This is a genomic window from Croceifilum oryzae (assembly GCF_030814315.1).
Lineage (GTDB): Bacteria > Bacillota > Bacilli > Thermoactinomycetales > Thermoactinomycetaceae > Baia > Baia oryzae.
In genome coordinates, this window is record NZ_JAUSUV010000006.1 from 51,592 (window position 1) to 65,261 (window position 13,670).

Here is a 13,670-nt window from a genome sequence, read left to right on the forward strand (position 1 = left end):
TTTCTATCGAAGTTGTTCAAGAGCCTTTTCAAGAGTAGCTGGATCTTGAATCGAAATCGTCGTAATCCGGCGATTTACTTTCTTTACAAGTGCTGATAATACATTTCCTGCACCAATCTCAATAAATGTATCCACACCTTGATCTAATAAAGTACGAACGGTATCCTCCCATAAAACCGGAGAAGCTACCTGATGAATTAACGCTTCACGAATCTCAGCTGGTTTTGTCACAGGCAAAGCACTTACATTGGCGATAACAGGAATTTGTGCTTCTTGAAACCCAACCCCTTGCAGAGTGTCAGCAAGTCGCTTCGATGCTGGAGACATCAGGGAAGAATGAAACGGTCCACTTACAGTCAACGGAACAACCTTTCTCGCCCCGGCTTCCAGTGCTTTCTCACCTGCCACTCTAACCGCATCAGCATGTCCCGAAATCACAATCTGTCCTGGACAATTGTAATTGGCTGGCTCTACAATATTTCCCTCACAACTTACTAAACGACATATTTCATCCAACACATCTCGTTCACAGGCAAGTACAGCGGACATGGCTCCTACACCAGCAGGAACAGCTTCTTCCATATACGTCCCACGTTTGTGAACGGTTGCAACCGCATCACGAAGGGAAAGGACACCTGCTACCACCAAGGCCGAGTACTCACCTAAGCTATGCCCTGCTACGAAATCAGGACGAATTCCAGATTGGCGGAACACTTCATACAATGCCAAGCTGGTAGTTAGCAAAGCCGGTTGTGTATGTTCGGTTAAGCGTAACGTATCCTCTGGTCCCTCAAAGCAAAGCCTCGATAAGGAATATCCTAAAACTTCATCCGCTTCACGATACACCTGTTTCGCTTCCGCAAATGACTCTGCAATCTCTTTTCCCATACCCACTTTTTGTGATCCTTGCCCCGGGAAAAGGCACGCTATTTTCCCCATGTTGTGCCTCCTATTCTGGTTCGTCTTGTGACCAACGTAAAACAGTAGCTCCCCACGTTAATCCACCACCAAAACCACAAAGAACAATCGTATCGCCTTCATGAATCCGGCCTTGCTCCCATGCTTCATTTAATGCGACTGGTATAGAGGCTGAAGACATATTCCCACAACGGTCTAAATTCACAATGACCTTTTCCTCGTCCAGTCCCAGACGCTCTACCGCAGCATCAATAATACGCATATTAGCTTGATGTGGAACCAATAAATTAATATCTTCCTTCGTTAGTCCTGCCTTTTTGAGTGCCTCATCCGCTGCACTAATCAAAACACGAACTGCAAACTTGAAGACCTCACGACCATTCATATAAAGATAATGACCGCCTTCTTTTATGGTCTGTTCGCTAGCAGGAAGTCTAGACCCACCTGCTTTTAAATTTAAATGAGTAGCTCCTGTGCCGTCGCCTCCTAGTTCAAACGACTGAAAGCCGTAACCCTCTTTAACAGGACCTAGAATCGCTGCACCCGCACCATCTCCGAACAACACACACGTATTGCGATCAGACCAGTCTACAATTCGAGAAAGAACTTCTACACCCACGACCAACACATACCGATAAACGCCCGTTGCGATAAATTGAGCACCTGTGGTGATCCCGTAGATAAATCCTGTACATGCCGCAGACAAATCAAACGTCGCCGCATTTTTCGCACCCAATTGTTCTTGTACGAGACAAGCTGTTGCTGGGAATGATGTATCAGGTGTAACCGTAGCCACAATGATAAGATCAAGCTGATCTGCTGTGATATTTGCACGTTCAAGCGCTTGTCTGGCAGCCCCCACAGCTAGATCGGAAGCAGCTTGCTCTGGAGCCGCTATATGACGTTCACGGATTCCTGTACGAGAAACAATCCATTCATCACTCGTATCTACCATTTTTTCTAGATCGGCATTCGTAAGTACTTTTTCTGGTAAATAGGCACCTGTTCCTAAGATTCCTGCTGATCGCACCTCTCCTCATCTCCCTCTGTTTTCACTAACCCCTGTTGAATCTGTTCGATCACATTTTGCTCTACAATCTTCTTCGCCTGCATCGCCGCTTGATAAAAAGCACGAGCATCTGAAGAACCATGTGCTTTAATAATGGGACCTGCCAGTCCTAAAAGAGGAGCTCCACCATGTTCTTTATAATCCATGCTCTCTTTAAATCTTTTTAGTCCAGGGGCGAGGATTCCCGCCGCCACCTTCGTTCGAATGCTTCGGGTAAATTCCTCTTTTAACTTACTGAAAATGGCTTTGGCCACACCTTCCGTATTTTTTAAAAGAATGTTCCCTGAGAATCCATCAGTCACCAATACATCACATGTACCATCTAACACATCTCTCGCCTCTACGTTTCCAATAAAGTGGATAGCAGACTCGTTTGCGAGTAGATCAAATGTGTCTTTCGTGAGAGACGTTCCCTTGCCATCTTCGGTACCGATATTAAGCAAACCAATACGTGGTCGCTCAAGCCCCATTACCTGCTTAGCGTAAATACTTCCCATCACTGCATACTGGCGCAAATGTTCTGGTTTCGCCTCTGGATTCGCTCCTACATCCAGCACGAGCGTTCCGCCACCTTTCATACTCGGAAAGATCGGCGCAAGAGCGGGACGATCCATCCCTTTCATACGACCTGTGACAAATAATCCAGCCGTCACCAAAGCACCTGTATTCCCTGCACATACAAACGCATCAACGGCTTTTTCTTTTACCAAACGACAGCCAACAACTAGGGATGAGTCTTTTTTCCGTCGAATCGCTTTCACTGGTTCGTCTTCTGCTGTGATGGTTTCCGTTACCTTGATCATTTCAATGTTAGACAGTACAGATGACACCAGAGCTTTCTCTGTACCAATCAATACAAACGTTATCTCAGGGTAATCTTTTGCTGCCTGTAGGACACCTTCGATCACCGCATTCGGTGCGTAGTCTCCCCCATGGACATCAAATGCAATTCTCATGGATCATTTACCTCCTAGTTGCCTCTATCGTCACCGACACGATACACTTCAAAATCACCTTGAAAGACGATTTCTTCTTGCACCTTCGTCTGCACACCAACATGCAAACGACTATCATGAGCTTCTGCGACATTGGCAAAAGCAATACATTTTTCTCCTAATCGAACCGGGCGAACAAAGCGAATCGATGCATTCCCCGTAAGAGCCACCTTCCAATCCGCTAGAGCAATCGCTAAAGAGTTCGCTTGAGCAAATAAAATGTGCCCACGAGCAATTTGGTTTCGCTTAAAAACATGCTCTGCGCTAATTTCGAGTAAGGAGATCCCACTTTTATGTAATTGTAGATCAATCACATCACCAATCACTTCATTTGGCGATAATGACTGGACATGATCAAACTTTTTCTCTGCCATGTGCTTTATTCTCTCTCGCAACTCCGGTATTCCTAGTTCTAAACGATCCAATCGAATCGTCTGGATACTGACATGAAACTTTTTCGCCACTTCTTCATCTGTTAGAAATGGGTCTTGTTCAAATGCTTGAGATAAATAAGATTGACGTTCTTTCTTTGTTAAGCGCAAAGCGGAGATCACCACCTTGGATTATGACCTCATTTTAATACCTAGTCCTAAATGCTAGTATAGAAAAAAAGATCCAGTTTGACAACACCTATCTTTGATAATCGTAAATAACTCTTTATTAGTTTGCACAACACTACTCATATACATGTTTACAAAAATCACATCCGGGAAATCAGTCAACATAACGTAATGAAGAATAAAAATCAGGAGGTTTTGATTCGTGGACTCACAGTCATCTGGATTAAAAATATTGGTTCATGCTAGTACTTGGTTTGCACCTGTACTGCTTCCGCTTGTCGTTTATTTTCTTTCATCGGATTCAGATGTGAAACGCATTTCTCTTCAGGCGCTCATATTTCATTTTCTAATAGGCATCCTCATCGGAGTCTCTATTTTCTTCTCCTTTATCCTCATCGGAATCCCGTTTTTAATTATATTTGGCTTGATGGCCATTATATCGCCGATCAAAGGTATGATCTATGCAACGCAAAATCGCCATTTCCAATATCCATTCCTAGGTTTCATCAAATAATAGAAATCTATTTATATACCGAAATCAAACACAAAAAAACGAGCTACCTCTTGATCTCTCAAGTTGGTAGCTCGTTTTTGTTTCTAGTACTAGAAACTAGCTAGTCATATCGATTACTCGTTTACTACGCCTTCAACTTTTTCACCTTTATAATAACCACACGATTTACATACACGGTGGGACATCTTAGGTGCACTGCATTGTGGGCAGCTTACAACGCCAGGAGCGCTCAATTTGAAATGAGTGCGACGCATGCGTTTACGAGTTTTAGAAGTACGACGAAATGGTACTGCCATGTCATTCACCCCCTGTGCCGTTCTTAAAACACAACTTCGTTGATTATACTACAGTTCCCTTCGGTTGAGAAGGTTTTCATTCCTTAAATAAGTCCTGAAGTGCTGCTAGACGTGGATCAATCCGTTCAGTCACACAACTACACTCTCGGACATTTTTATTCGCTCCACACACTGGACATAACCCCTTGCAATCCTCCCTACAGAGTGGCGCAAAGGGAATCGTGAGTATGAGCGCCTCGCGTATATAAGGATCAAGATCTATCGTCTGTGCCTCGACGAGATGAACAATCTCTTCTTCTGAATCGATCGCTCGGCTCTCTTCATCCGTAAATCTCTCAGACCATTCTGCCTGTAAGGGCATGGTATACCCAGTCAGACAACGCGAACATGTCAATACCGCTTGAGTGGATTCCTTCACTTCCCCATGGTACAAACGAGAACCCACGTTCTGAAAAATCGCTTCTACTTGTACGGGTTCGATCTGTTCCAGACCTAGAACTTCATCTACCAACTCATCTAACTGGATGCTTTCTTTCACAATCAGTTGTTGATTTGGTTGTTGATTGATCTTTTGTAGAGAGATCTGCATTCATTCCACTCCTCGCGTGAAAACAGGCTTATTATATGACATCCATATAATTGTGTCAATGTTAACCGGCCTTCTGTGATGATTTTTCTTGGCTTTGCAAATATTGAAGTGCCTCTTGAACGGTAGCTACTGGCACGATTTTCATCTTCGTTTTGATTTCTTTGGCTGCTTGGATGGCTATTTTTTCATTTTCATCCGTAGGCAGCTGATCCTTCGGAGCAAAGAAGATCTCAGCCCCTTTCTTATCCGCAGCCCTCACCTTATACTGAATCCCACCGATTTGGCCTACTTTCCCTTCACTATTCATCGTACCTGTACCGGCAATTTTCATGCTATGTGTCAGATCACCTTCTGTAAGCTGATCATATACCTCAAGCGTAAACATCAATCCAGCAGATGGTCCTCCGATCTCACCTGCTTCTATCTTAACAGAAGGGGTAGTCCGAACCCGCTCCCTTGTCAGTGGATAGATACCGAGTCCCGCTCGTTTCTGCCCCTCTTGTGGCTCAGCTACGTCCGCTAATGCGATTTCTTTTTCGATCGGATCTTTTGTATTCGTTCGTTGGAATGTAACCTTCACTCGATCCCCGATTTTCTTCTTCTCGAGATACGTAAACAGATCTTCTTTACGCAAAATCGACTGTTTATCGATTGCCGTAATGAGATCCCCTACCTGCAATCCATTCTCTTTGCGAACAGAAAATACTTCCACCCCTAGATAGTCTACTTGTAGCGGCTTTTTTGCCTCTCGAAACGCCGCAACTAAGGCAGCATTTTGCGATTCCAACATATTCTCTTTTTGTTGACGTTGATACTCCTCATCGTCCCGAACATTGACAAACATCTCTTTCTCTGGGATTAACTCTAGTTCATGTGAATACTGAGCCCAAATCCAATCCAATACCGTTGCTTTGCCCACTCCAACGGTCGTTAGATAAAAGGTTCCCTCTCCGTGCTTAGCAGGCTTCTCATCCACCTTTACAAATGGTGCAACATCCTCTGCCGAGCCTGGCTCCATCACGTAATAGGGAAGCGCGGCAATCGGAGTCCCTAAAATCCCAACTAGGATCAGAAATGCTAAAATCCCAAAAAAGATACGACCTTTATAATTTCGTTTAAACATCTTTGTCTCCTCGCCATTCTGCAATCATTTTTTTTACCATTGGAAGCTGTTCTCGCGCAGCTTCCTCCCCATAACGAATGCATTCTTCTACTTTTGTAAACGCAGTCGAACTTATATCTTGCACTTTTGGCCGAATCGTAACATCAGCCTGATATGTATACCTTCGCAATAACTCTCTCTCCATAATATCAAGAGTTTGTGCGATCACGTCTATAATATTTCTTATTTTCACCTCTTCAACCTTCGCAAACACATCTACCGCAATCACCAGATCGGCTCCCATCTCTTGGACTACACTAACAGGTACCCGATCTACAACCCCTCCATCCACTAATAGGCGATTTTCTATGTTTACAGGATCAAAAACACCCGGGATCGAAATACTGGCTCGAATCGCATCAGCGGCAGGGCCTTCACGAAACACAACCTTTTCTCCTGAAGACAAATCCGTAGCGACAACAGCTAGTGGGATCGGAAACTCTTCAATCCGCTTTCGATGAGTTAGCAAGCGAATCACTTCATGCGCTTTCTGTCCACTGACAAAGCCCATTCCAGGAATCTTATAATCCAACCAAATCTTACGTTTAAAGTGGACTGCTAACCCTTCCATAAGTGATAATCGGCATCCATTTGCATAACAAGCCCCTACAAAACTGCCCATACTACTTCCTGCGATCAGATCGATCGGAATCTGTGCTTCCTCTAACACTTTCAGCACACCAATATGTGCAAATCCCCTTGCTCCTCCAGCACCTAACGCCAAGCCTATAACGGGACGACGGGCCATATTGGATCGCTCCTTCCACTCCATGATAAAAGGAAAATTTGCATTCTTACTTGGACAAACCGGTCTAAACAAGGGTCTACATCCATACATATTTACTGTGACCGAAGTGTCGATGAGGAGAGAATGACCAAATGATTCGAACCCTTCTCCCCCGGAAGCAACTACAATCTATCCTTCTTGCTTCTGGTGTTTGTGTCTTTGCAATTGTCCTGATGAAATACCCTGATGAGTCGTTTCAGGCGTCTCTCCGCGGACTTAAAATATGGTGGGAAGTCGTATTCCCTGCTTTATTACCTTTTTTTATCACAGCCGAAATTTTAATGGGATTCGGTGTCGTTCATCTGCTCGGTGTTCTACTCGAACCCCTTATGCGCCCTTTGTTTCGAGTACCAGGAGCAGGAGCTTTTGTCATGGCAGTGGGTCTCATCTCTGGCAACCCAATGGGGGCCAAACTAACCACGCGCTTACGCGAAGATAAACTAATCAGCAAAGCAGAAGCGGAACGACTTGTTTCCTTTACCACCACAGCAGGTCCCCTTTTTATCTTTGGCGCCGTCTCTGTTGGATTCTTTGAAAACAGCTCACTTGGTATCCTACTAGCCATCGCTCACTATGGATCTGCTATCATCGTAGGAATCTGTATGCGTTTCTATCAAAAAAATGCCCCCATGACCCCACGACTCGATAGACGACGCGCTAACATCGTTATTCGCGCTCTTAGAGCCATGCATCACGCTAGACTAAACGATGGAAGACCCATCGGACAGCTACTAGGAGAAGCAGTCACCAGCGCCGTCCAAACCCTCCTGATGATCGGTGGATTTATTATCGTCTTTTCGGTATTGGTACACCTTCTTACCTTTATTGGGATTACGACTTTCTTAACTCATCTTCTAGGCTTTCTGTTTTCTCTGTTTCAGCTTCCAGACTCTCTTCATCATCCGTTTATTGCTGGAATCTTCGAGATGACGATCGGATCTCAGGTCATAAGCGAAACTTCCATTCCCATTCCACTATTAATCAAACTATCGGTTGTCAGCTTTTTTATCGGATGGAACGGATTATCCATTCATGCACAAGTTGCCAGCTTGCTAAGTCGTACTGATATTAGTTATAAACCATATTTCTTTGCAAAAATACTTCATGGTACCTTAGCTTGTGCCGCAACATGGCTTCTATACATTCCCATGCAACCATGGTTACAAGATCAACCGACCGTCGCACCTGCTTTTTCTTGGACCCGTCATCTCCCTATACAGGACGGTCCTTGGACTTTTTGGCACTATTTCTCCTTGTTTTTCATCATTTTTTGGGTATACAAACTATACAAGAAAACCCGCCGGTTATAAAACTAGCGGGTTTTTTTCGTATAACCAAATTTTTCTCGTAACATCTGCGCCACAAAGTCAGGAACCAATTCTTTGGTTTCCGCACCATAGCGAGCAATTTCTTTTACCATAGAAGAACTAATAAATGAATGCTTATTATTTGACATAAAAAATAATGTTTCCACTTCATCGCTGATAATTCGATTGACCGATGCAATCTGTAATTCATACTCAAAATCAGAGATCGCCCGCAAGCCCCGTAAAATCACGTTTGCTTGCCGTTTCTTCACATAATCCACTAATAAACCATCAAAATGATCGACCTCGATCTCACAATCTTGAATCCCACTTACCGCTTTTCGAACCATCCCGGTGCGCTCATCAGTCGAAAACAAGGGGTTCTTTGCTGAGTTCACAAGCGTAGCTACAATAATCTTATCAAACACTTTTGCGCCCCGTTGGATAATATCAAGATGTCCATATGTAATGGGGTCAAAGCTTCCTGGATATACGGCAACTTTCATAGCTCGTCCTCCATCAAGTCTGGCTGTATTCGTACAATGTGATCGCTGTATCTCCATAGGATAACTGACGATAAGCAGAGAGCCCTGCTAACTCTATTGGCATCTCCAACTTAGAAGGATGCTCCACCACGAGCGTTCCCTCATCTGTAAGCAGTTCCTTCTCCCCAATACATGTCAGGATCGCCTCATAAAAACCCTCATGATAGGGTGGATCCAAGAAAATAACAGTGTATTTTGCTTGATCTGCAAGCGTTTTCACATATGTCCGTGCATCACGCTTGATTAGCGTAGCGCGATCAGCCATTTTCGTCAACCTAACATTTTCCTTTACGGTATCCACACTAGCACGAGCATCATCCACAAATGTTACATGATCCAAGCCGCGACTTAACGCCTCTAAACCGAGAGCGCCTGTTCCCGCAAACAAATCAAGTCCTTTTCCTCCTTCAAAAAAAGGACCTATTACCGAAAACAATGACTCTTTGACTCGGTCTGCAGTCGGACGAACATGTTTCCCAGGAACCATCTTTAATCTCGTACCACGAGCGTCACCCGCGATAATCCTCATCACACTCACCTAATTTCTTGATCTAAAACAACATTTTTATCCTACCAAGATAATAGCGAGTCCAGCAACTCTCTTCTTGCTCGTTACTAATTAATAATTCCCCTGTGAATCGTCTCCACTTCTACCTGTGGCTCTATTTGTACCGTTTTATAAAGATCACCCCAGTCTTTCTCTACTTTCTTCCAGTACGAAAAGTGGTGTGCTATTAACTGTCTCCCTATCCCGAAACCATCAAATCCACTCTTTTGCATCTTTGAAATCACTTGCTTAGACATCCGTGTAAGATCCTCACTAAGTGCTTTTTCTAATTTTTTCATAGTAGCATAGTCGCTTCCTATTTCCGTTTGTAATTCCGTTATCGCTATTTTAATTTTTATTTGTAGATCAACCTTTACTTTTCCATCCTCCGTTACATCTACATCAAACTTACGGTGTTCATCTCTTATATCGAACATCAAACTTACTTTCTTATCTTCCATGGGTACTTCTCTGAATAGGGATCCCTTTTCCTCTAACTTGTCCTTTAAAACTAAAAATAAAGTAGCTTCCTCGACTGATAGATGTGTATTTGTATACGAATTGTTATGAAACATGGCAATTCCAGAAATGGATATCGCCCCATCCTTCCTCGTAATATAGGGCAAACCAAAATCTTGTCCTGGATCTAACATATTGGAGCAGACTGACTGAACAGTAGTCCTAGGAATTAAGGTAGTCTTCTCACCACCCAAAAGGAGTTCCTCAAAAAATCGACCAATTAACGTTCCTTTTAGCTCTTTTAAATTTACTAACTCTCCTGCCTCTCCTTCTACAACGGCCATCCTAGCATCAAGTGCTGCTTTGGGATCACGGTAGATGGAATCGAGTAAAGGATAGATATCTTCCTGTGCTTCCTTACTACTAAATAACAAAACCCTTGTTTTATATGTACGGAAGTTACCCGAAGTTTGCCGGTCTAATGCATTGCGTAGACTCCTCGTAGAGTCCCCTTCTGCCGTATAAGTTTGACAAATAGGCTTATCGCCTTGACCCGCAGGAATATCATGAATGCCAATCGTCATTTTTAATCGACCTTCAGGAGTTTGGTCAAATGCTGTGATGTAAACCAGATCTGCCGTCTTTAATAAATCTTGATCCCAACAACCCGGTAAGATAAACAGAGAAAGAATGCAAAAACATACTGACAAGGCCTTTTTTACAGTTAAAGAATTCACTAAGTCAACGCTTCCTTCCCCTAAATAATGAGATAATGAACAGAAGAATAGGTATCCCAAAAACAAAGCCGTAACTTATTATTTTAATAAAATCATCCAACATCTCACCTCGATGAGGAGTAAGCGTAAAAGTAGTACCAATACAGCAGACAGCCGCAATCCAATATACAAATTTCCTATGATCCTTTGCTTTACATAATTGCGCTACTCCTATGGATGAAAGATAAATAAAGCTACAAACAGAAGTAGTGACACTAACCATCCAAATAGATAGAAAAATCAAATCAATCCGTTCAACTACATGAAGGGAATACGACTTCAACACATATAGCATGGGCTCAGGAACCAAAGGCAACTCGTTTGGGGCAAATGATATGAGGCATACATAGGTAGTAAACGTATACACAATCGTCACAAGAAGATTCCCTAAAGAAGCCGCCTTCAGTTTGCCTTTATCCGATCCTTCCACCGCAAAATAAGTTAACAGCATAGCTTCATAACCCAAAAAATAAAAGAAAGACAAGTTAGCACCTTTAAAAATAGCTAACCATCCCTCTTCAAGGAAAGGCATGGGATATGTAAAATGAACATTTTTAAATCCAAAGATAGTAAAAATAACAAGCGGAAAAATGAGAAAGCTTACAAATACATACATACGAGAAATAACCCTGAGCGATTCTTTTGCCAGATACACCGCAGCCGTTGCGACAATTAGGATGTTAACCCAGACAGGTGTTTCAGGGAATACCCATTTCGTCATGATTCTTACATACTCTGACAATTCAAGAACCGTGACGAGCGCATAGAAGCAACTATAACCAATCACTAAACCTTTTGCAGTCATTTTCCCTACTAGCTTTTCCATTGCTTGCAAAAAGTTTGAAGCTTGATTTTTCTTGAGAAAAGCCCAAAAAATGACAATCATAACTTGAGAAATAAGCCCCCCAATGAGGACCGAAATCCAAGCTCCGCCTTTCGCATCTTTATGGATTTGGTGCGCTAAGGACAAGATGCCTACACCCAACTGGGTCTGTAAAATAAAAAATAGAAATTGGTTTGGCGTAATTTTATCTTTTACAGAGTAATTCATTTCCTCCCCTCCCCAAGGATTGCTTTTTCTGAATTTCGTTGATCCGGTGTAGAGTCTTTTGTACTTTTATTCAAATGCCAGAGAGGGAATCGAATAAAGGTATCTTTAAAGCCTTTTAGTTTAAAGGGCATCATCGGAGAAAAATATGGATTCCCGAATGTTTCTAGCTTCCCTAAATGGGTAAAGATCAAAAATAGTCCTGCTGTCATCCCGATGAATCCAAACATCGCGGCCGCTATCATAAGAGGAAATCGTAGAAGCCTTACAGTTGAGCTCAGTTCATGCGATGGAACAACAAAAGCAGATATCGCTGTTAACGCTACTACAATAATCATCGGCAAGGATACTAACCCCGTTTGCACAACAGAGTCTCCAATCACAAGTCCCCCTACAATCCCAATCGTCTGACTCACCCTAGTGGGTAACCGAATACCTGCCTCCCGAATCAACTCAAGTGTTAACTCCATAAAGAACGCCTCAATCAGAGACGGATAAGGAACTCTTTCGATGGAGCTTTTAACTGAGTAAATAAGCTCGATTGGAAGCACTTCAGGATGAAACGTAACGACTGAAATATATAATCCCGGTAAAATAAAAGCGATCAAAAAGCTCGCAAAGCGAATGGTGCGAATCAATGAACCAAACATCCACCTAGAATGATAGTCATCTGGTGATTGATAAAATGAAAACAATGTAACAGGAGCAATAATGGAAGTCGGATTCCCTTCTGTCAAAATAGCAAATCGACCTTCCATTAAGTACGCAATGGTCCGGTCAGGCCTTTCTGTATACAATAATTGTGGGAACGGAGAGTATGTATCATCCTCAATGTACTCCCCAATAAAGCCAGGTGAGAGAATAAAATCAGTAGGAATTAAGTTAAGTCGTCGTGCTACTTCCTCAACCAGCTCCTCCTTTGCCAAGTTCTTCATATATACTAATGCGACTTTGGTATCGCTTTTTTTTCCTAGAGAAAAGTATCGAACCACTAAATTAGGATTCTCGATCCGATTACGAATCATATGTAAGTTTGTGACTAAGTTTTCGATAAATCCATCATGTGATCCTCGTACAATCCCCTCATTATCAGGCTCTCTAACATCTCTCTTGACCACTAAGCCAGTCTCGCAGACATACATTTCCGGAATCCCTTCCAAAAACAATAGGCATTTTCCTGATATAATCCAAGAAATCGCTTTATCTAGACTCTCTCCTACCTCTAAACCAGAGGATGTAATTACATGTTCAACCGCTCCAACCTTCGCTCGTTCCAGCGGTTTGATGATCGATTCTATGATCAAATGTTTATCTGTTAACGTTTCTAAAAAAATCAACTTTCCCTGACGATCATCGAAATAAATATCACGCTCTAAAATATCATCTGAATGGAACAGCTGTTCTTTTATGTAATCGATATTCTCTTTTACTGAAGGAGACACATCTTTTGCTTCTGGACTGAAAGATAAGCTATTTTGGGAATGAGGCATTCTTGCTTTTCTTCTTCTGATCCTTTCCAAGTTACGTCCTCCTAACTAGTAAATTCAGGTTTTTTTCGGTATTACTTTAACCGGAAAGATGGGACAATATACCATCTGTCTACGGCCTATTTGATAATCTGAATAATTAGGAGTAAGCAATTCCGGGCAATGTATCTGCCCACAGCTCAAATAGCGAGCCGCTAAGATGTGAAAAAGCAAGTCCGCTCCATCTATCGATGCTTCGGGCAAGTGGCATATCAGCGCCTATTTTATGTGATTGGTTATTTGCAGACCTGAGTAAACAAAGAAACGGAAATCCCTTGATGATAATGAGGTTCTGTTCTTACTTTTTCGTGATCGTTATATTGAAAAAAATATTGTGTATAAAACGAACACTACTGGTAACAATAGCTAGGGACAGCATTCATTTGTGGACGCTGTCTAACCGCGGAGAAGACTTACATTTCCCCATAAGTTCTTCCTCCGGTTTCTCCTCTCCCATAAAGTATCTTTCGTTATGGAAGATACGATTGGCTCGCGAACTGTCAACGCGAGCTCTTTTTTTGCGCTAAAAAACCCGTAGGATGTATGCCCTACGGGTTCGGTTTCGATATTGT

15 protein-coding genes are annotated in these 13,670 nt (G+C 42.7%); 2 read left to right on the forward strand and 13 right to left on the reverse strand.

The genetic code is table 11. From position 1 onward, the window contains the following. Positions 1-3: 3 nt before the first annotated feature. From fabD to fapR, 4 genes are read right to left on the reverse strand one after another with little or no spacing between them, the layout of a single operon-like run. Positions 4-939, reverse strand: coding sequence for an ACP S-malonyltransferase (gene fabD, locus J2Z48_RS07570; protein ID WP_307252388.1), 936 nt, complete (start codon positions 937-939; stop codon positions 4-6). A 10-nt stretch (positions 940-949) separates the two neighbouring features. Continuing rightward, positions 950-1,948 (reverse strand): beta-ketoacyl-ACP synthase III, encoded by a 999-nt coding sequence (locus J2Z48_RS07575; protein WP_307252389.1) that lies wholly within the window; start codon positions 1,946-1,948, stop codon positions 950-952. Continuing rightward, positions 1,927-2,943, reverse strand: coding sequence for a phosphate acyltransferase PlsX (gene plsX, locus J2Z48_RS07580; protein WP_307252391.1), 1,017 nt, complete (start codon positions 2,941-2,943; stop codon positions 1,927-1,929). The genes J2Z48_RS07575 and plsX overlap by 22 nt, the downstream gene beginning before the upstream one ends. 14 nt (positions 2,944-2,957) lie before the next feature. Next, positions 2,958-3,524 (reverse strand): transcription factor FapR, encoded by a 567-nt coding sequence (gene fapR, locus J2Z48_RS07585; RefSeq protein ID WP_307252393.1) that lies wholly within the window; start codon positions 3,522-3,524, stop codon positions 2,958-2,960. 220 nt (positions 3,525-3,744) lie between these two features. Between fapR and J2Z48_RS07590 the strand changes: the two genes are divergently transcribed. Further along, positions 3,745-4,056, forward strand: coding sequence for a magnetosome magnetite crystal formation protein family (locus J2Z48_RS07590; protein ID WP_307252395.1), 312 nt, complete (start codon positions 3,745-3,747; stop codon positions 4,054-4,056). A 113-nt stretch (positions 4,057-4,169) separates the two neighbouring features. On the opposite strand, the gene rpmF is transcribed toward J2Z48_RS07590, so the two are convergent. The 4 genes from rpmF to J2Z48_RS07610 form a co-directional block, all read right to left on the reverse strand. Further along, positions 4,170-4,352: a 50S ribosomal protein L32 gene (rpmF, locus tag J2Z48_RS07595; RefSeq protein ID WP_072330272.1), complete on the reverse strand. Its 183-nt coding sequence runs from the start codon at positions 4,350-4,352 to the stop codon at positions 4,170-4,172. A 76-nt stretch (positions 4,353-4,428) separates the two neighbouring features. Next, positions 4,429-4,941, reverse strand: a complete 513-nt coding sequence (locus J2Z48_RS07600) for a YceD family protein (RefSeq protein WP_307252397.1) — start codon at positions 4,939-4,941, stop codon at positions 4,429-4,431. A gap of 61 nt (positions 4,942-5,002) precedes the next feature. Then, positions 5,003-6,064: a SepM family pheromone-processing serine protease gene (locus J2Z48_RS07605; RefSeq protein WP_307252398.1), complete on the reverse strand. Its 1,062-nt coding sequence runs from the start codon at positions 6,062-6,064 to the stop codon at positions 5,003-5,005. Beyond that, positions 6,057-6,851, reverse strand: coding sequence for a patatin-like phospholipase family protein (locus J2Z48_RS07610; RefSeq protein ID WP_307252399.1), 795 nt, complete (start codon positions 6,849-6,851; stop codon positions 6,057-6,059). Before J2Z48_RS07610 ends, J2Z48_RS07605 begins: the two co-directional genes overlap by 8 nt. Before the next feature lie 131 nt (positions 6,852-6,982). Between J2Z48_RS07610 and spoVV the strand changes: the two genes are divergently transcribed. After that, positions 6,983-8,200 carry a dipicolinic acid transporter SpoVV gene (gene spoVV / locus J2Z48_RS07615; RefSeq protein WP_307252401.1) on the forward strand — a complete coding sequence of 406 codons (1,218 nt, stop codon included), beginning with the start codon at positions 6,983-6,985 and terminating at the stop codon, positions 8,198-8,200. 2 nt (positions 8,201-8,202) lie between these two features. On the opposite strand, the gene coaD is transcribed toward spoVV, so the two are convergent. The 5 genes from coaD to J2Z48_RS07640 all read right to left on the reverse strand — a co-directional run bounded on the left by coaD (position 8,203) and on the right by J2Z48_RS07640 (position 13,062). Then, positions 8,203-8,703: a pantetheine-phosphate adenylyltransferase gene (coaD, locus tag J2Z48_RS07620; RefSeq protein WP_307252403.1), complete on the reverse strand. Its 501-nt coding sequence runs from the start codon at positions 8,701-8,703 to the stop codon at positions 8,203-8,205. 13 nt (positions 8,704-8,716) lie between these two features. Next, complete coding sequence (gene rsmD, locus J2Z48_RS07625; protein WP_307252405.1) at positions 8,717-9,271, reverse strand: 16S rRNA (guanine(966)-N(2))-methyltransferase RsmD; 555 nt, start codon at positions 9,269-9,271, stop codon at positions 8,717-8,719. Positions 9,272-9,357: 86 nt separating this feature from the next. Next, positions 9,358-10,485, reverse strand: coding sequence for a Ger(x)C family spore germination protein (locus J2Z48_RS07630; protein ID WP_307252407.1), 1,128 nt, complete (start codon positions 10,483-10,485; stop codon positions 9,358-9,360). A 4-nt stretch (positions 10,486-10,489) separates the two neighbouring features. Then, positions 10,490-11,575, reverse strand: coding sequence for a GerAB/ArcD/ProY family transporter (locus J2Z48_RS07635; RefSeq protein WP_307252409.1), 1,086 nt, complete (start codon positions 11,573-11,575; stop codon positions 10,490-10,492). Continuing rightward, entirely contained in the window at positions 11,572-13,062 is a 1,491-nt protein-coding gene (locus tag J2Z48_RS07640) for a spore germination protein (protein ID WP_442342008.1), read from the reverse strand. The genes J2Z48_RS07635 and J2Z48_RS07640 overlap by 4 nt, the downstream gene beginning before the upstream one ends. Between the last annotated feature and the right edge of the window lie 608 nt (positions 13,063-13,670).

Coding starts and splice junctions, on each gene's coding strand:
- fabD (WP_307252388.1), bottom strand. CDS start 939: ATGGGGAAAATAGCGTGCCTTTTCCCGGGGCAAGGATCACAAAAAGTG.
- plsX (WP_307252391.1), bottom strand. CDS start 2,943: ATGAGAATTGCATTTGATGTCCATGGGGGAGACTACGCACCGAATGCG.
- rpmF (WP_072330272.1), bottom strand. CDS start 4,352: ATGGCAGTACCATTTCGTCGTACTTCTAAAACTCGTAAACGCATGCGT.
- J2Z48_RS07600 (WP_307252397.1), bottom strand. CDS start 4,941: ATGCAGATCTCTCTACAAAAGATCAATCAACAACCAAATCAACAACTG.
- J2Z48_RS07605 (WP_307252398.1), bottom strand. CDS start 6,064: ATGTTTAAACGAAATTATAAAGGTCGTATCTTTTTTGGGATTTTAGCA.
- J2Z48_RS07610 (WP_307252399.1), bottom strand. CDS start 6,851: ATGGCCCGTCGTCCCGTTATAGGCTTGGCGTTAGGTGCTGGAGGAGCA.
- spoVV (WP_307252401.1), top strand. CDS start 6,983: ATGATTCGAACCCTTCTCCCCCGGAAGCAACTACAATCTATCCTTCTT.
- coaD (WP_307252403.1), bottom strand. CDS start 8,703: ATGAAAGTTGCCGTATATCCAGGAAGCTTTGACCCCATTACATATGGA.
- rsmD (WP_307252405.1), bottom strand. CDS start 9,271: ATGAGGATTATCGCGGGTGACGCTCGTGGTACGAGATTAAAGATGGTT.
- J2Z48_RS07635 (WP_307252409.1), bottom strand. CDS start 11,575: ATGAATTACTCTGTAAAAGATAAAATTACGCCAAACCAATTTCTATTT.
- J2Z48_RS07640 (WP_442342008.1), bottom strand. CDS start 13,062: ATGCCTCATTCCCAAAATAGCTTATCTTTCAGTCCAGAAGCAAAAGAT.